Here is an 18302-nt window from a genome sequence, read left to right as displayed (position 1 = left end):
TTTCGTGCTTTACAACACTACGGCCTTGCGTTTCTTCCGCCAGTTCTCCACCGTCGGCTTGCTGTTAGGCACGCTCTTTTTCGCCTTCTCCCTGACGCCGAGTCTGCTGCCGCGTCCATTCTACGTTCAGGGCGTGATTTCCGGGTTGTCCTTTGCCGCCGGCTACGGCCTTGGCCATGGTGGGCGCTGGCTGTGGGCCTACATGGGGTTCCCACTGCCCAGGGGGCGTATCGATCTGGCGGTGAAGCTCGTTGCCACCGTGCTCTGTGTTGTGTTTGCGGCCGTGTTTCTCTGGCAGGCGGCAGGCTGGCAGAATTCAGTCCGTGGCCTGATGGGCCTTGAAGAACTCGATGGCATCCGTGCTTACACCATCGGCCTGATCGCCGTCGCGGTTTTCGCTGTGATCCTGCTGCTGGCGCGGCTCTTCCGGATCACCTTCTTCCTGCTGCAAAGGCGCTTGGAACGCCATATTCCCCATCGGGTGGCGAACGTGATCGGAGTTGCTGCCGCGTTGGCCCTGTTCTGGTCGGTCATCGACGGTGTGATCTTCACCTGGGGCTTGCGGGCCGCCGACAACTCCTATCAGCAACTGGATGTGCTGATGCAGGATGATATCGAGCCACCCACGGACCCGATGCGCACCGGCAGCGCAGATTCCCTGATTACCTGGGAGGGTCTGGGCGGACGTGGCAGACGCTTTGTAACCTCCGGCCCCACCGGCGAGGACATCGGCGACTTTGTCGGCGAAGATGTGCCGAATCCGATTCGCGTCTATGTCGGCCTGACCGCGGCAGACACGCCGGAAGAACGCGCCGAACTGGCTCTGCGGGAGTTGATCCGTGTCGGCGGGTTCGAACGGTCGACGCTGCTGGTTGCCACGCCCACGGGCCGAGGCTGGGTGGATGGCGCAGCGCAGAATCCGGTGGAGTATCTGCACCGGGGGGATATCGTCACCGTAACCGCGCAGTATTCCTACCTGCCGAGCCCGCTTTCCCTGATGCTGGAAGGGGATTACGGGGCAGACACGGCAAGGGCACTGTTCGAGGCCATTTACGGCTACTGGACTGGTCTGCCCGAGGATGAGCGGCCCCGGCTCTATCTTCACGGGCTGAGTCTTGGCGCACTGAATTCCGATCTCTCATTTGATCTGTATGACATTATCGATGACCCGTTCGACGGCGCCCTCTGGAGTGGCCCACCGTTCCGTAGCCGCACCTGGCGGCAGGTTACCGCGAGTCGTGACGCCGGTTCCCCGGCCTGGTTGCCGCAGTTCCGCAACGGATCGGTGGTTCGCTTCATGAACCAGGAGCAGGGCCTTGAAGAGCAGGGCGACTACTGGGGTCCGTTCCGCATCGCATTCGTTCAGTACGCCAGCGATCCGGTGACGTTCTTCAGCCCGCAGACGCTTTATCGCGAACCTGCCTGGATGCGGCAACCCCGTGGGCCGGATGTCTCTCCCGAACTGCGTTGGTATCCCATCGTGACCACGCTGCAGTTGCTTGCCGATATCGCCATTGGCGGTGCACCGCCGGGATACGGCCATGAGATCGCCGCCCGGGATTACATCGATGCCTGGCTGGCACTGACCGAACCGGAAGGGTGGAGCGAACAAGACGTGGAGCGGCTCAAGGGGCTGTTCGAGCCGGATGACTGAACACCCCCTGGGCCGGATGTGTTACTGGTAGTAGGCGAAATAGTGAGCCATGGCCGCGATGTCCTCATCGGACGCGCCACGCATGATGTCGATCATGGTGGAGTCCGGGCCGCCGCGGGTTCGGTCACGATAGGCCTGCATGGAATCCACGAGATAGTCCTCCCGCTGTCCGGCCAATCGTGGCATCTGTGCCCGGCCCGCGTACCCCGAACCATGGCAGCTGGCGCAGCGTTGGGCATCGGATAATGCCTGACCGCGGCGCATCAGATCATCGTCCGGTTCACCCTCCGGCCCGGCGATCGGTTGCTCGGCATAGTATGCCGCCAGTGCCTGGATGTCGCTGTCGCTGAGGCCCCGCGCCTGCGGGGTCATCACGTCGTTGCGACGCAATCGTTCACGAAAATAGATCATCTGATTGACGATGGTGAGTTCGGGTTGCCCCGCCAACGAAGGCGTGCCGGGCTGGGTGGAATTGCCGTCGACTCCGTGACATGCGCCACAAAGCTGCAACTGTTCCTCCAGTGACTTGCCGACCGCCGGGGCGTCTTCCGCCATGACGGCGAAGGGCAGGGCAACCGACAGGGCAGCCGCAGGGGTCATCCACCACAGCCGGGACACGCTCTCGAATAGACCCATGCTCAGTCGCTCACGTAGTCCGGGGTTTCATAGGTAATGCGGTAGACCGCACCGTTCTGCTCGTCGGCTACCAACAGGGAGCCGTCCGGCATCTGCAGCACATCCACTGGCCTGCCCGAGAATTCGTTGGCCCGTGGATCCAGCAACCCCACCATGAACGGGGAGATGGCTGCCGTGGTGCCGTCATCGGAGATGTGCGCAACCTGGATGTCGTACCCCACGCTCAAGGTGCGGTTCCAGGAGCCGCGACGGGCAATGAAGATGGCGTTCTGATATTCCGACGGGAACATGTCGCCAGTGTAGAAGCGCATCCCCAGGGCCGCAGAGTGCCCACCCAGCAGAGCCGCCGGCATGGTGATGCCGTCGCAGGAATCAGCCGATCCCAGATCCGGGTCGATCAGGCCGTGGGCGTGGCAGTACGGGAAGCCGAAGTGCTCACCAGCTTCGCTGAGCCGGTTGAGTTCATCGTGCGGACCATGTTCGCCCAGCCAGTCCTGACCGTTGTCGGTAAACCAGAGCTCGCCGGTATCCGGGTGGAAGTCGAAACCAACACTGTTGCGCACGCCTCGGGCGACAACCTGCATGTCCGAGCCGTCGGGTTCGAAACTACGAATGTTGGCGTGCACATCGGGATCGACCTCGCAGCCGTTGCAGGGCGCTCCGACCGGGACGTAGAGCCTGCCGTCGGGGCCGAAGGCGAGGAATTTCCAGCCGTGATGGACGTCATCCGGCAGACCGAATGCATCGGTGAGTTCTTCGGGTTCGGGAACCTCTCCATTGGCGAGACTTGCCTCGATATCGTCGTAGCGGAAGATGCGATTGATCGCCGCCACATAAAGGCTGCCGTCACGGTAGGCGATTCCATTGGGCTGCGTCAGCCCCTCGGCAATGATCATGTGGTCTCGGGAATCACCATTGTCCATGACTGCATAGACGCGACCGATGCCCCGGGTGCCAAGGAACAGGGTTCCCTCGTCACCACGAGCCATCATGCGTGCACCGGGCATGCCGTGGGCCCAGATCTCCGCGCTGAAGCCATCCGGCAGTTGAAGATGATCGATCGGGATGTCTTCAACCGGCGTCACGGTCAAGGGGGTTGCGTGTGGCGCCAGCGGGGAATCCGCCAACTCTGCTGCGCGTCCCTGCGCCCAGGGGGGATCATCGGCAAGCGCCTGCGTGGACACACCGCCGCCAAGCAGGGCGGCGGTTGATACCGAAATTGCTGCAGTTCTGAGTGGTGAACGACTCATGGCGGGCTACTCCTCTTTATCGTTCTATTAGGCGCAGTTGCGCCAACGTCTAGTTTAGCCGGGCTTCCCCGGAGCGCAGGAGTGCCCACTTCGCCAATGGCGGTGTAAAGATCATGTTGAGGATGGTGGAGGCGAGCAGACCGTTGAATAGCAGGTTGCCGATGGGGTCACCGAGCGCGTCCCGGGCGAGGAATGCGAGCCCCAGGGTCAGGCCGGCCTTGGGCAGCAGAATCAGCCCCAGGTACCTGCGCATGTTTCGGGGCGAGTCGGATACGATTGCACCGATGCTTGCACCCGCATATTTCCCAACGCATCGCGCCACGGTAATCATGATGGCAAGTAGCCAGGCGGTCTCCAGTGCCGCCAGGTCGAAGTAGACCCCGGAGATCACGAAAAACACCACGAACACCAGGCCTTCCACGGGATGGAGGATGGTTCCGAGCCGATCACCGCGAGGCAGGTTAACGGCCGTAAAGCCCATGACCAGGGTTGCCAGAATCGTGGACAGGCCGAGTTCGCTGGCCGCCCACATGGCGAGCAGAATCCCGCCCAGCACCACGGTCATCAGAGTGATGCTCTTTTCCGGCAGCAGCCGGGCGAGGCCATTGATTCCGGCGCCGGCGGTGATGCCGAGCACGATGGAACCCGCCAGTTTTGCCGCTGGAATGGCGACTCCCTGGGTCCAGGAGAATGCGCCGGTCTCGATGAATGCGCGCGTGAGTTCCAGCGACAATCCAAAGGCAATCACGGCAGCGGCATCGCTCAGGGCAACGATGGTCAGCGTGGCGGTGGTCATGACGCCCTTGGCCCCGACTTCCCGAATCAGTGCGATGGTCACGGCGGGCGCGGTTGGCCACGCGATTGCGCCCAGAAGGAAGGCGATGGGCAGGTAGAAGCCAAACAGCGTGGCATTCTCGACACCTGGGTAGAGGTAGGGGCCTAATGGCGCCAGCAGCATCATGGTCAGCAACCAGGCTGCGAAACCCTGGGACAGCGTGATCCAGGCGATGCTGCGGCCCAGACCGCGCAGCATGTCCAGACGAATGCTGGTGCCGATGGCGTAGCCGATGACCCCCAGGGCGGCGAGGGCGATCCAGTTCAGGTCGTCTACCAGCGACCAGGTCAGCAACGGCAGCACGGAAGGGCTGAGCAGGATGCCGGCGAAGATGTAGCCAGTGATGCGTGGCAGCCGAAGCCGAACGGCTATGGCACCGCCGATCCCGCCCACGGCCATCAGCAAACCGATAGTCAGCAACAACTCCATCCACTATCCCCCCAGTCAATCGTTTCGTGTTGCGAATCGTCTGCTCGCGTCAGATTTCCCTGAGTTCCCCGCGATTCATCCGGTGAAAGGCGATCAGTCCCAGAACCGGCCCCGGCAATAGCCACCAGAGGACATAGAGCCCCTGTGCTTCCCAGAAATGCATGGTGATGGCAATGGCGGGTAGCGTCATCGCAAAGCCGATGGCGTTCATGATCGCCAGCGATCCGCCGAGACGCTCACGGGGTGCTGTTGCCGAGGCCAGTGCCGAGAACTGCGGTGAGTCAGTGACTACGGTCAGGCCCCAGATGATCAGCAGAAGCATGAGCAAAGCTGGAGACAGGCCGCCGAGTAACGGATACACCAGGCACAGGCTACCGGAAATGATCAGGGACCAACGGGCCACGTTGAAGCTGGTCCAGCGTCGGCTGAGACGTCCACCGATCACGCAACCCGGCATCCCCAGTGCGATGATGGCGAATGCCAGCCACGGCAGCCAGAGGCCGTCCATACCCAGTCGGGTGAGTTCCCGCGCGACAAGAAAGGGCACTAGCGTCCAGAGCGCATAAAGCTCCCAGCAATGTCCGAAATAGGCTAGCGATGCCGCCCGAAAGTTACGGAACCGAAATGCAAGTAGCCCATCCCATGGACGGCCGCCCCGCGCAGGCCCTGGCAAATGCGGCCCGGTGCCAAGCCACAGGATCATCAGTCCGGCGATCAGGGCCAGCGCAGACGCCATCAGCACCGGCCACTGCCAGGGCAGCGCAAAGGTAACACCGCGCAGCAGATGTGGCAGTGCGGTGCCGAGGGTCAGCATGCCTACCAGCCATGCCAGCGCCGCGCCGGCATACTTCGGCGTCCAGCTCACCACCAGTTTCATGCCCAGCGGATAGATGCCCGCCAGGCAGAACCCGGTGAGAAAGCGGGTCATCATCGCCAGCCAGAATACGTCTGCGACCAGCACGAAGGCTGCATTGATCAGAGCGCCCAGAACGGCAGATACAAAGAACACATGACTTGCCAGAAAGCGGTCTGCCAGGCCTGTCGTCGCTATGGTGATGGTGCCGACAATAAAGCCCAACTGCACGGAGATGGTGAGTAACCCCAGCCCGGTTCCGTCCAGGTCAATGGCATCCGCCAACGGCAGGGCAACGCCGTTCACGCTGAACCAGATGGAGGCCCCCAAAAGCTGGGCAATGACAATGATTGCCAGGGGGAGGTTACGCAAGCCGTGCCACCCCAGCGCGCTGGTTGGTCTGTGTCTGCTGCATTGCGGGCTACTCAGTGGGGGACGGCCTGCAACAGACCATGTTGCTCGCCGGTTCTGGTGATGGCATCACACTGCTCGTCCGTGAGTCTGGTGTTCTCCGGGGCTGTCTCGTCGCGCATCAGGTTGTTGGGCAGGTGCACATGTTCACCGCTATCCATGAGTACGTGAACCAACTCGTGGGCGAGCGCAATCCCCGGATCACGCACGGTATGGGTGAGCCACACGGTATCCTGCAGGGCGGGCCGGTGGCCGCTGTTGCCCCGGCCAATGGCCTCGGCCTCATAGGGCTCCATCTGCAAGGTGTCAGTCACAAAGAAAGCGGTGGGCTTGTCGAAGGTCAGATGCTCGGCCAACTCGGTTCCGACAGCGTCGTGGAAGTAGTGGAAAACCGGTGGCGCTTCGATTTCGTGAATGTTTGCCGCGGACACCCGGATGCCACACTGGCCAAGGATATGGGCGGCCTCTTGCAAGTTTTCTTTCATGGCATCTTCTGTCCATGGTGTCCCGCTGAAGTACACCATTGCAGGTTCAAGCAGATAGCCGGCATCGTCGCTTTCCGGAGTGACATGCAGATCCGCCCCTTCCAGCCTGCGCCGGTCTCGTTCTTGCGGAGCCTCACTGGCACCCATCGCTGGAAGAGCCTCGGCAATGTCGGGGCGAGGGAGCAAGCCATATCGAACACGGTCGGCGTCACCAGCGAAGGCGGGAAGCACGCGATCGAGAATGGAAGCTTTCAGGTCAGGCGCGTGCCAGTCCGGTTGGGCTTTGAGTAGTCGTGCTGCCAGGGCGGCCACCCGCGGCGCGGCGTAACTGGATCCCGAGCCTGCAACGGCATCGCCGGTGAAATCCGTCACCCGCAGCCGCTCAGCGGGAACCAGCAGATCCACCGTTTCAACGCCCCAGTTGGAGCCGCGGGCAAGGCTGCCATTGGGCAGGGCGGAGGTTACCACCAGCGCGTTGTCGAGCTTCAGGGCTGCAGGGTAGACGGGTTGCTGGTCAATATCACGCCCGTTATTGCCGGCGGATATCACGAACAGGATGTCCGGATGGGCCGCAGCCGCCTCCGCAAAGGCCTCCCAGTCTGCAAGTTCATCGCCGCCCAGTGACAGGCTCATGACCTGCACGCCGATTTCCGCTGCATGGGCGACAAGCTGTGTCATACGAGTCATGTCCGTGCGCGGGTAGCGGTAGGGGACCAGGACTGCCTCGGGTGCTTCCTGCAACAGCAAAGAGGCCGTCCGGGTTCCATGCCGTTGAACGAAGAGTGGCGAGGGGACCGGATGCGCATCGAACGGTCGGGCATCCATGGTCCAGAAGTCGAACCCGAGTGCATTGCCGTGCTCGTCTCTCGCCAGCCGCTCGGCAATGTCGGGTAGCAAATAGTTGACCCCAGAATCCACCATGGCGACACGGACACCACCCGGATCAGTGCCAGGGGGAACAGGAGGCTTCAAAGGTTCCTGTTCACCAGTGGGTTCAAGTGTCGGTGTCAGGTGTTCAAGGCTGACGGCGAACCCGAGGTTTTCATCGTAGTTCAGTCGACGGGCTGCACGGACAGCGCATGAGCCATCTGCCAACGCCACCATCGCCGGCCTCAGTTCGCCATGGACCTGTTCCCAGTATTCCACGCTGAATCTTTGTGTGCGGCCGCCGGGCGCAATGTGCTCGGCCCGTAACTGGTCACCGGTATCCATGGCAAAGCGGCGCTGCCAGCCAATCTCCATGCCACGACCGCTGACTTGATCCTCTTCGGTTGCTGATAATTCCACCAGAATACGGTCGGCCATGGCATCCAGGGAGTCGGCGCGGGCTTCGCACAGCGCTGGCAGAACTTCGCGAAGCAGCTCAGCGGTGTCCGCTGCGAGTTGCATGGGTGCCAGCAGCAGGAGTAGCGATGTGACGACAATTAGTCGGTAGGCCATGGAATCAATAGCAATTCGGCATGAACTGGGAAGGGGTACAGTAGCACGGTCGATACTTTCCCGGCCGCGCCTTCGGGGCGCCGAAACGTGCAGCACTTCCTTGGGGGACTAGGCACGAGCGCTGCCTTCCGGTTGTGTCTCCCGGGTAATCAGGAGCAACCCGATGGACACGATTGTCCAGACCAGCATGGCCCCGAAGGCGAGCTGAAAAGCCTGAAGGCTGTAGAGCGGGCTACCGTCCTGGCTTGTGCCATCCCAAAGACGATCCAACAACCAGCCGACTGCCGGCTGCAACAACATCGGGCCGGACATCACGCCCATGTTGATAAGCCCTGCATTCGTAGCCGCCAGGTGCGTCGGTACAGTTTCCTTGCCCATGGCGAATGACAGAATCATGCCACCGGAGGCAAGGCCGATAACCACGAGCAGGAGCAATAGAATGCCCTTTGGCATGGGGCCGACGACAATGAGTACCGCCCAGCCCAGCAGCGCAATGATGGTGCCACCCAGATAAAGGCTCTTGCGCTGCATGATTCGATCCGACATGGCACCGACCAGGGGTCCACTGATGGCCCAGGACAACAGCAGGGCCGACATGTAGGTGGCTGCCTCATGGGTGGACATTCCATGATGGGTGGTGAGGAAAGGCACACCCCACAGACCAGCGAAGGTGATCAGCGGCCCGACGACGCCGCCGGGGATCAGCACCAGCGTCCAGCCGTTCCGGTAGGAGAGCACACGCCGAATCGAACTGAATACGCTCTCCCGTTTCGGTCGTGATGGTGGCCTGGCGTGACTGCGATAGCCGTAGGCGGCCGGGTTGTCGTAGACAGCCCAGGCAACGGCTACCGCAAGCACCAAAGTGGACAGGGCGATGACCGTCATGACCGGCTGCCAGCCGAAAGCATCCACCGCGAGGCGCAAAGGGGCACCTGCCGCGATGGCGCCAACCATGCCGACACACAGCGCCAGGCCGCTGGCCATCGCGAAGTGCCTGGCATCCAGCCAGTATGTGGCGAGTTTGAGCATGCAGATGAAGGCAACGGCGACCGAGGCTCCAATGAGCGCCCGCCCTGCGGCGGCGACCATGAAGCTTGGCGCGAATGCGAAAAGCAGCCCGCCCAGCGAGGCGAAAACCGCTCCCCACAGCAAGAGGGGACGTGCCCCGAGCCTATCGGCCAGAATGCCGGTTGGCACCTGCATGGCCACGTAGGTGTAGAAATAGAAGGCTGACAGATTGCCCAGTGCCGTCGCGCCGATGCCAAAGTCGCGCATTAACTCCGAGGTAATCACGCCAGGCGCGACCCGGTGGAAAAACCCGGCAAGGTAGAGGGCTGCGGCCAGCCCCCAGATCAGCCAGGCCAGCCGCAGCGGCGGGAATGGCGTATCGACGCCTCCCAGCTCGGCGCGGCCCGCGGTGCGCCGACTCGACTCCGGAATGCTCAAAATCCGTAAAGTCGCGCTGGGTTATGCACAAGTACCCGGGCCAGCAGCGCTTCGTCGTTCTCTGTCCAGTCAAACAGCGCGTTCACGAGATCGCCATCGTTAGGCATGGGGGTGGGTAGCTGGACATGCGGCCAGTCGGTGCCGAACACGAGTTGTTCGGGGTGCTTTTCGAGCAATGCCTGCGCCAGGGCTGCCGCCCTGGGAAAAGGCGGGCGCGGACTGTCATCGATACGATTTGGCCCGCTGAGCTTGACCCAGGTCCGGCCTTCTTCCATGACCGACAAAAGGTCCTGGAATGCGGGTTCGCCCGGGCCCCGGACCGCCGGGAAATGGCCCATGTGATCGATCACACTTGGCACGGCTAGCTCAGAAATGTTTCGGGAAAAGCTCTCTGTTTCAGTGATATCCACCAGGAACTGCATGTGCCATCCCAGCGATGCAACCCGTCGGGCGAGTTCCTCGGCCAAGGTGAAGTCGACACCACCGCGAAACAGGAGGTTGATGCGGACGCCGCGCACACCAAGTGCGTCCATGGTCTCCAGTGTCTCGTCAGACACTGTGTGGTCCACCACTGCGATACCCCGCCAACTGATGGCACACCCCGTGTCTCTTGCCCGCTCGAGGGTGTAGAGCATCAGCCGATTGTCCGTGCCATAGACACTGGGCTGCACGAACACGGCCCTGTCGAAACCGAAGGTCTTCAACAGCGCAACATAGGAAGCCCTGGCTGCATCCGGCGGTGTGTAGCTGCGATCCGGCTGATAGGGATAGCGCTCCGCCGGGCCGAAGAGGTGCGCGTGGGCATCGCAACTTCCAGGCGGTAGCTGCTTCCTGGCAGGGCGTGGGTCCGGATCAGGGCCCGGAATCGTGGGTTCAGGCTTGGTCGCCATGCTGGTCCTCTTGTTGCTCGGAAGGTCGGCGCAGGCCGAGCCTGCGGCGCGCGTTGTGCAAGTGCATCCACATGGCCGCTCGGGCCTCCTCGGGGGAGCCGGCCGCGATTGCAGCGTGGATGGCCTCATGTTCGAACTGCACCATGCGCGACCAACCCTCAACGCGGGCGGAATTGGACCGGGCGATGGCAACCGCATCGCTGACACGGCGGGCATAGAAGTCCAGAAACTCCCCGAAGAACCGGTTTCCGGAGGCCATCGCGATGCGATTGTGGAAGTCGACGTCATGCTCTTTGCCCAATGCACCGTCGGCGATGGATTCCGACAGGCGATCCAGGGCGTCGCGCATGGCCTTGATGTCATCGTTTGTTCTGAATCTTGCCGCTAGTGCAGCAGCCCCGCTCTCAACCTCGGCACGCAGCTCGAAGAGCTGGCAGAGCTCGCTCTGATCGATACCTGACCGCGGCACCGAGAACAGTTGCCGCCCCAGCGGGTTGTCGACGACGAAGGTGCCAAGCCCGTGGCGCGTTTCTACCAGCTCCGCCGAACGCAGTTGCGCGATTGCCTCCCGAACAGCATTGCGGCTGATTCCGAACTGTTTGGCCAGGCTGCCTTCCGTCGGCAACTTGCTTCCCGGCTCCAGGCTGCCGCCGAGGATGTCTTTTTCTATCAGGGTGGCGAGTTCGTTGGGCAAGGGCGTGCCCGCATGGCGAAGTTCCGTCTTGCCACTCGCACCGGGATAGGTTGTGGCCGATCTGCGCTTGCCCCTCATGACATCAATCCCGGCAGCCAGAGCGTCACAGCGGGTACATAGGCGACAAGCGCGATGACGCCGAGCAGCACGAGCAGGAATGGCCACAGATGCAGTGCAACGGTCTCGACGCGCAGCCCGCTGATGCTCGCGCCGACAAAGATCGAGTAGCCGACCGGCGGCGTCACCATGCCTACAGCCAGATTGATGACCACCATTGCGCCGAGCTGGATGGGGTCCATGCCAATCTGGGCACCGATTGCCGTGAGTACACTGCTGAGGATGACCATGCCCGAGACGTTGTCCATGATGGCACCAAGTATGAGCAGCAACAGATTCACAAGCAGCAGAATGATCAGTGGGTTATCGCTGATGGATAGCAGATAGCCCGCGATCTGGGCAGGAATCTGCTCGTTGGCCATGAGGTATGCGAAAGCGTACGCCATGGAAATGATGAACATGATGATGCCGCTGGTACGCATGCTGCGCAGAAGCACGGTGCCAAGCTCGGTCCACTTGAGTTCCTTGTAGATAAAAAGGCCCACGATGAGGCCGTAGAACACACCAACCATGGAGGCTTCCGTCGGCGTGAATACACCGCCGTAGATCCCCCCAAGGATGACCACCGGTGCCAGTAATGCCCAGATCCCGTCGCGAACCGCGGCCCTGAGTTCCAACCAGGTGGTCTGCTTGTCACTGGTCAGGCCGTAATGGCGGGCGTAGAAGTAGCTCACCACCATGAATCCGGCGGCGGCAATCAGGCCGGGGACCACGCCTGCAAGGAATAGCCTTGCAATGGACTGCTCTGCCAGCACCCCCCAGATGACCATGGGTATCGAGGGCGGAATCATTTGACCGATCGGACCCACCGAGGTGGCGAGTGCCGCCGCATAGCCGCGTTTGTAGCCCCGCTTGTCCAGCTCGTCGATCATCACCGAGCCCACCGCCGCCGTCGTTGCCGGCGCGGAGCCCGATATGGCCCCAAAGAAGGTTCCGGCGACAACCGTCGCCATGCTGAGGCCGCCGGTCAGATGACCGAACACGGCGGCGGCGAACCGGACCAGCCGTCGGGAAAGCCCACCGGAACTCATCAGATCGCCGGCGAGGATGAAGCCCGGGATTGCCAGCAGGCTGGTCACATTCGTGCCGGCAAGGGCACGCTGGGCGAAGATGATCGGGTTGATGTCGGCGATGTAGAGCCCGGTGATCGCCAGAATCGCCAGGGTGAAGGCCACCGGCACGCCCAGCAATAAAAGCGTGATCAGCCCGACGCTGAGGTAGATCGCCAGCGCACTCATGATTGCGTGGCCTTGCGTGCCTGAAAGGCCGCGCGGCCTTCGATATTTGCCGCGGCATAGACAAGGATCAGGGCTCCGGCGACGGGGAGGGCGGAATTCCGATACCAGAGTGGATAGCGCATGGCTGCGGAGACCTGGCGGATGGTGAGATCGATAAACGCCATGCCGGACCAGATCATGAACACACCGATGGCGGCGATCGCGACCCAGATCAGTTGCCGCAAGATCCAGTCGCCCAGGCCCGGGATGATGGAGTCAATGATGGATACACGAACATGTGCATCCTCGCGAACCGCCAGCGCGGCGGCGAGAAATATGGTCCAGGTGAATCCGAGCAGGGCGATTTCTTCCGACCAGCTCACCGCATCCTGCAGCACATAGCGGTAAAAAACGCCGAGCAACAGGCTACCCACCATCACCGTGGCGGCGACTACCAGGGCACACTTGGTCAGGTACGACAGCCACAGACTTGCAGTCTGCAGCAACAGCCCAATGATGCGCATCGGAACCCCCTTCGGTACGGGGGCAGCAGACAGATCGAATGCCGCCCCCGCCGGGCCTTACTGGACCTGTTCCAGTGCCTTGTCGAGAACGTCGGAACCGATGGCACCACGATAGGACTCGTAGACATCTGCAACGCGGTCCCGGAATGCCGCCGGATCATCGACCTCGTTGACGGTCATGCCAGCTTCACGAATGCTGTCCAGAATCGTTTCGTTGTTGGTGGCAACGGTTTCACGCTGACGCTCTATGGCCTGTCGTGCAGCCTGTCGCATTGTTTCCTTGCCATCGTCATCCAGGCGGTTCCACATCTGCGCGGAGACGAGTAGGCCCAACGCATTGTATGAGTGGTTGGTCAGCGACAGATACTCTGTCACCTCCGGATACTGATTGGCGTAAATCACCGCCAACGGGATCTCAAGCCCATCCACGGTGCCCTGCTGAACCGCGGAGAACACATCGCTCCAGGCCATGGGCACGGGGTTGGCTCCCAGGGCCCGGAAGCTGTCAAGGAACAGGTCGCTGGGCTGCACCCGCAAACGAATCCGGCTCAGGTCTTCCGGCGTCGCCACGGGGCGGGTGTTGTTGATCACATGGCGAAAGCCTGCCTCGGCAAAGCCGAGTCCGATGATCCCCTCTCTCTCCAGGGAGGCCATCAGCATGTCACCCACCTCACCGTCGAGCACAGCATGCGCCTGGGCGTTGTCGGCGTAGAGGAAAGGGAGATCGTTGAGCTGGAATGCCGAACTGACCGAGGCGATCTGGGTTCCGGTGATGACGCCAGCCTCCAGGGTGCCGAGCTGCATCCCTTGCAGCATTTCCTCTTCGTTACCCAGCTGATGGTTGGGGTAGAAGCGCACGTCGAAGGATCCTGGTGCCAGGTTTTCCAGTTCTTCAGCGAAATAACGTGCCGCAATGGCGTACGGGTCTGTCTGGCCGTCGGACGTTGTCCAACCCAGCCGTACTGTGGTCTGGGCGAGGCTGGCAGACGAAACACCCACGGCGGCTGCGGTCAGGGCAGTGAGAAGTAACGTACGGGACGATCGGTTTTTCATGGAAATCATGGTTAGCTCCTCCAAATGCCGGTAGCACACCGGCTTTTGTTTCTAGGCTGATGATGATGACGCATCCTGCGAAAGACCGAGGGCCCGCTGTGCAAGCACTTCCACCGGGTGTCTCGGACGAAAGCCGCCCAGGCGTCCTACCTGGCAGCGACAGGAAAAACCGGTGGCCAGAAGCCTCTCCCCGTAATGGGCCACGTGCCTCTGCCAACTCATGGCGTAGAGCTTTTTGCTGCGCTCCTGATTCTCGACAAGATGGCCATAGGTGCCCGCCATGCCACAACAGCCGACGGGTTCCGGCTGCAGCAGGAGGCCAAAGCTCCGGAAAAGGTCGCGCCAGGATTCACCGGTGGTGGGGATTGCAGTGATCTCCGTGCAGTGGGCGAGCAGGCCGTAGGTTTGCTCATCGCCTGCAATGGTGGGCACGCCGGTATCGAGCCCCAGGCCAGCCAGCCATTCGTTCAGCAACAGTATCTTTCCTGCAGCGTCGCCAAGCTCTGCATGGCCACAATCCTGTCGCAGAAAAAGTGCAACGCTTGGCTCCAGCGCAATCACCGGCACCTGCCTACGCGCGAGACTGGCAACAGTCCGGAGCACGGCCTGACTCTGCTGCGCGGCTTTTTCCCGCATCCCATGCACGTGCGCGGCTTTGCCGCTGGGGATGGCAGCAATAGTGGAGACTTCGAAATTCAGGGCGCGTAACAGTGCTACCGCCGCCTCCGGTACCGCCGCATCAAAACTGCTGGTGTACGGGTCAAGCAACAAGGCGACGGAACCCCTTGATCTCCGGGGTTGCCGGTAGCCCTTGGCTATGCGCTGTTCAAATGACGGCTGAGAGAGCAGGGGGGAGTCAATCACACCCAGCCGTCGCTCGGCCAACCGACGCACCGGGCGGGCCCCGAGCAAGGGATTGAACAGCCAGGGCAATCGCCGCGTGACTGACAGCACCCGCTCCATGTTACCCAGAAGGCGTTCGCGCAAAGGCCAGCCATGTGTCCTGTAGTAGGTCTCAAGAAAGCGTGAACGCAGTTCAGGAATCGAAACGTGCACTGGGCACTGGGAAGCGCAGGCGTTGCAACCCAAACAGCCCTGCATGCTTTGCATCAGCTGCTGCTCTACGATCTGGAGGCGGTCGCGGTCGTTGGCCTGTTTCACACGCAACCACTCGCGCAGCAGGGCCGCCCGACCCTTGGGCGACTGCACACGATCACGGGTGACTTTGTAAGACGGACAGATTGGCACCGAGGTGTCCCAGTCGAAGCAGACACCGTTACCGTTGCATTCAAACGCCTTGGTCCATTGCTGGCGTATCGAAGCCGGGACCTCACCATCGATCGTGCCGCGGAACGGGACGGCATCGATCGCGGCAACAGCCGCAATATCAGGCCGTGGAGTGACAATCTTGCCCGGGTTCATCCGATTGTTGGGATCGAACAAGCGCTTGATCTCGCCGAGCACGGGGTACAGATCATTGCCGAAGAAGTCCCTGGTGAACTCGCCGCGATAACCTTTGCCATGTTCACCCCAGAGCAGTCCGCCGTACTGCTTGACCAAGGCCACGACTTCTTCGGTGATGGTGCGTAAAAGCCGGGCGTCCGACTCCTGCGTCATGTCCAGTGCCGGCCGGACGTGCAGGCAGCCCGCGTCTACATGGCCAAACATGCCGTAATCGACTCCGTGTCGGTCAAGAATGGCACGAAATGCCTTTATGTAAGCCGGCAGATGCTCCGGTGGGACAACGGTATCCTCCACAAAGGCGATGGGTTTTCGCGGCCCGTCCGCCCTGGCCAGCAAACCCACTCCCCGCGACCGCACGCCCCAGAGCTGCTTTTGCTCCTGAGACGCGTTCGCCACGTAGTGGCCCTGTATCTGATTCACCTCGCGGAGTGACTCGACGAAGCCAGTGATGCGCGCATCGACCTCGGACTCCGAATCGCCCAGGAATTCGACAAAGTTCGTGACCAGTGGGTGTTCCGGCGGGGTATCGCCCTCCATGGCGTGACGCACCTGCGTCCAGGTCGCATCGTTTCTTGCCAGCGCATAAAGCTTTTCATCCAGGGTTTCGATGGCGCTGGGCCCGTGGGTCAGTATGCGCTGGCAGTCGCTGAGGGCCTCGTCCAGGCTTGGGTAGCGGACCACCACCAATTTCTTCACTGTCGGGATCGGTACGACGCGCAACGTGATGTCACGGATAATCGCCAGGGTGCCTTCCGATCCGGCAATCAATCGCTGAAGGTGGACGGCACCATCTGCCGGAAAAGCCCGCTGAATGTCATAGCCGGTGAGCGACCGGCTGATACGGGGGAAAACTGCTTCCACAGACTCGCGAACCGGGCTAACCAATGCTCGCAGTTCCTGCGCCAGCTGCGTCCCGGCATCGCCTGCGTGAGCGGCGGCGTCCAGTTCCTCGGCGGTGTAGGTTCTCGCCGAAATCGTGCCGCCACGAGATAGAATCAGATTGAGCGATTCGACGTAGTCCCCTGTTTTTCCGTAGATGCGTGAACCCTTTCCGCAGGCGTCGGTGCTGACCATGCCGCCGATGGTGGCGCGACTTGCGGTGGAAATCTGCGCCGGAAAGGTGAGGCCGTGTTCAGCCAGATAGGCATTCAACTGGGCAAGAACCACGCCTGGTTCGACGCGCACGGTTCTCGCTTCGGCGTTGAACGCGAGTACTCGGGTCATGTGGCGACTGGTGTCAATGACGATCGCGTTTGTCAGCGCTTGGCCATTCGTGCCAGTACCACCGCCACGGGCCGTCAGTGCCAGACGCTCGAAAGCGGGGGAGGCCGCAACACGGCCAATGATGTCAAGATCCATACCGTTCAATGGCGCCAGCACGAGGGCCGGAGTTACCTGATAAACACTGTTGTCCGTTGCGGCCAACAGTTTTCCGGCCTCGTCCCGGTGCAGGTCGCCCTGGTAGCCAGCTGAGAGCAGAGCCTCGCAGAACTGCTCACACACGGGCTCGCTGACCGTGGAGTCTTCCCAACTGAATGCTTTGATGACCGCCGAGTTCAACGCCGCTCACTCATCACTGTTTCTTAGTTGTCGGACAACTGTAGCAGAAAGCCAAGATATCGCGCATATATTATTCAAAGGAGCGTTTGTTGTTGGACTTCTTTATTCGGCCGGCAGAGGTTTTCTCATGGCGAACATGCCGAGAAGGTCCGCGGTCCAAATCATCTTCAAGTGATCATTTGGCCTATTTTTGCCTAAGGCGACCAAATGAGCGTATAGTTTCGGGAAGCATTTGAGCAGGTGTAGGCCATGCAAGCCGCCAAGCTGGAATTACGACATCAACTGAGTGGCGCCGGGATGCGAGCGTATCCGAATATCGCCCGCGCCTGGGGGCTCACTGACGCACAGGCTGCCAGGCTGCTAGGAACGCCGCCAAGCACGTATCGGCGCTGGAAGCGCGATCCGGAACGGGCCAATCTGGATGTGAATCATCTGGAGAGGCTTTCGCTCATCCTTGGTATCTACAAGAACCTGCACATTTTGCTACCACGGCCGGATTCGGCGGATAGCTGGGTACGACGTCCCAACACCAATCCACTCTTCGGGGGGCAGGCGCCCATCGACCGAATGCTGGCAGGGCAGGTAGGGGATCTGTTTGTCGTTCGGCAGCATCTGGATGCTGCCCGTGGATGAAGAGTGCGGGCAATTTCCGCTTACACACGTTCAGTGGCCGCGCTCGTATCGCATTGTGCCCGCAAGGTTTCCACCGGTGCCAATCTTCGAAGGCATCGCCGGCAGCCCGGGTGATCTTGATGCGCTGAATGAGTTGGAAGGGCTTACGTCCAGCCGCCTGCGAGAACAAGCCGGGCACATACACATGCTCAAGGCAGAAGATCGCCGGTTCGGCCCGGGCTGGTCCCCCATCATGGCGGCGATCTGCTACCCGCGCCCAAGTCGGTTCACCGACGGAACGTTCGGTGTCTATTACTGTGCTGACAACGAACGCACGGCTGTTGTGGAGACTCGCTATCACCGCGAGCGGTTTCTGGCGGAATCCCGGGAAGCGCCCATCGCTATCGAAATGCGTGTCTACATCGCTGAAGTAGACGGACAGTTGCTTGATCTCCGAGATAACCGAATTCAATCGAAGCCCTATCTCGATCCTCGAGACTGGACACAAGGGCAGCGCCTGGGCAGCCAGCTTCGTGCGGCTGACAAAGACGGACTCGTTTACCCAAGCGTCAGGGATCATCGGGGAGGGGAATGCGCAGCGATCATGCGGCCGCCCGCCCTTGGCCCCGCCCGACAGGGCAAACACTTCGAGTACCGCTGGAACGGAGAACGCATCAGTGATGTGGTGGAGATAAGGCGCACGGCCTATTGATCCCTGTCCCGCTCCGCCAG

At 61.5% G+C, this 18302-nt stretch carries 15 protein-coding genes; 3 read left to right on the top strand and 12 right to left on the bottom strand.

Annotation, left to right across the window (positions count from 1 at the left end; all coding sequences use genetic code 11):
• Positions 1-4 precede the first annotated feature (4 nt).
• Positions 5-1654, top strand: a complete 1650-nt coding sequence (locus J2T57_RS14395; protein WP_253479543.1) for an alpha/beta hydrolase — start codon at positions 5-7, stop codon at positions 1652-1654.
• A 21-nt stretch (positions 1655-1675) separates the two neighbouring features.
• Here the strand turns inward: J2T57_RS14395 and J2T57_RS14390 are convergent, their stop codons facing one another.
• From J2T57_RS14390 to J2T57_RS14335, 12 genes are all read right to left on the bottom strand, one after another.
• The gene (locus tag J2T57_RS14390; protein ID WP_253479540.1) at positions 1676-2290 is read right to left on the bottom strand and encodes a c-type cytochrome; all 615 of its coding nucleotides are present in this window, start codon (positions 2288-2290) and stop codon (positions 1676-1678) included.
• Between the two features lie 2 nt (positions 2291-2292).
• Positions 2293-3540 (bottom strand): PQQ-dependent sugar dehydrogenase, encoded by a 1248-nt coding sequence (locus J2T57_RS14385; RefSeq protein WP_253479538.1) that lies wholly within the window; start codon positions 3538-3540, stop codon positions 2293-2295.
• Positions 3541-3589: 49 nt separating this feature from the next.
• Positions 3590-4804, bottom strand: a complete 1215-nt coding sequence (locus tag J2T57_RS14380; protein ID WP_253479536.1) for a cation:proton antiporter — start codon at positions 4802-4804, stop codon at positions 3590-3592.
• A 49-nt stretch (positions 4805-4853) separates the two neighbouring features.
• Positions 4854-6029: an MFS transporter gene (locus tag J2T57_RS14375; RefSeq protein ID WP_253479534.1), complete on the bottom strand. Its 1176-nt coding sequence runs from the start codon at positions 6027-6029 to the stop codon at positions 4854-4856.
• A 53-nt stretch (positions 6030-6082) separates the two neighbouring features.
• Positions 6083-7993, bottom strand: a complete 1911-nt coding sequence (locus tag J2T57_RS14370; protein WP_253479532.1) for a S8 family serine peptidase — start codon at positions 7991-7993, stop codon at positions 6083-6085.
• 108 nt (positions 7994-8101) lie between these two features.
• On the bottom strand, positions 8102-9439 hold the full coding sequence (locus tag J2T57_RS14365) for an MFS transporter (RefSeq protein ID WP_253479530.1): 1338 nt from the start codon (positions 9437-9439) through the stop codon (positions 8102-8104).
• Positions 9436-10329, bottom strand: a complete 894-nt coding sequence (locus J2T57_RS14360) for an amidohydrolase family protein (RefSeq protein ID WP_253479528.1) — start codon at positions 10327-10329, stop codon at positions 9436-9438. Before J2T57_RS14360 ends, J2T57_RS14365 begins: the two co-directional genes overlap by 4 nt.
• The gene (locus J2T57_RS14355; protein WP_253479526.1) at positions 10313-11101 is read right to left on the bottom strand and encodes a FadR/GntR family transcriptional regulator; all 789 of its coding nucleotides are present in this window, start codon (positions 11099-11101) and stop codon (positions 10313-10315) included. The genes J2T57_RS14360 and J2T57_RS14355 overlap by 17 nt, the downstream gene beginning before the upstream one ends.
• Positions 11098-12378 carry a TRAP transporter large permease gene (locus J2T57_RS14350; RefSeq protein ID WP_253479524.1) on the bottom strand — a complete coding sequence of 427 codons (1281 nt, stop codon included), beginning with the start codon at positions 12376-12378 and terminating at the stop codon, positions 11098-11100. The genes J2T57_RS14355 and J2T57_RS14350 overlap by 4 nt, the downstream gene beginning before the upstream one ends.
• Positions 12375-12881, bottom strand: a complete 507-nt coding sequence (locus tag J2T57_RS14345; RefSeq protein ID WP_253479522.1) for a TRAP transporter small permease — start codon at positions 12879-12881, stop codon at positions 12375-12377. Before J2T57_RS14345 ends, J2T57_RS14350 begins: the two co-directional genes overlap by 4 nt.
• Before the next feature lie 57 nt (positions 12882-12938).
• Positions 12939-13943 (bottom strand): TRAP transporter substrate-binding protein, encoded by a 1005-nt coding sequence (locus J2T57_RS14340; RefSeq protein ID WP_253479520.1) that lies wholly within the window; start codon positions 13941-13943, stop codon positions 12939-12941.
• A 42-nt stretch (positions 13944-13985) separates the two neighbouring features.
• Positions 13986-16901 carry an FAD-binding and (Fe-S)-binding domain-containing protein gene (locus tag J2T57_RS14335; RefSeq protein ID WP_253479518.1) on the bottom strand — a complete coding sequence of 972 codons (2916 nt, stop codon included), beginning with the start codon at positions 16899-16901 and terminating at the stop codon, positions 13986-13988.
• A gap of 306 nt (positions 16902-17207) precedes the next feature.
• Here J2T57_RS14335 and J2T57_RS14330 point away from each other — a divergent pair, with 306 nt between their 5' ends.
• Positions 17208-17591, top strand: a complete 384-nt coding sequence (locus J2T57_RS14330; RefSeq protein ID WP_253479516.1) for an antitoxin Xre-like helix-turn-helix domain-containing protein — start codon at positions 17208-17210, stop codon at positions 17589-17591.
• Between the two features lie 76 nt (positions 17592-17667).
• A complete protein-coding gene (locus J2T57_RS14325) occupies positions 17668-18282 on the top strand; it encodes an RES family NAD+ phosphorylase (RefSeq protein ID WP_253479514.1) in 615 nt (204 codons plus the stop codon).
• The last annotated feature ends 20 nt before the right edge of the window (positions 18283-18302 follow it).

It is taken from the genome of Natronocella acetinitrilica (genome assembly GCF_024170285.1).
In the GTDB taxonomy this organism is placed as follows: Bacteria; Pseudomonadota; Gammaproteobacteria; order Nitrococcales; family Aquisalimonadaceae; genus Natronocella; species Natronocella acetinitrilica.
This window is presented reverse-complemented; position numbering and strand designations above follow the sequence as displayed.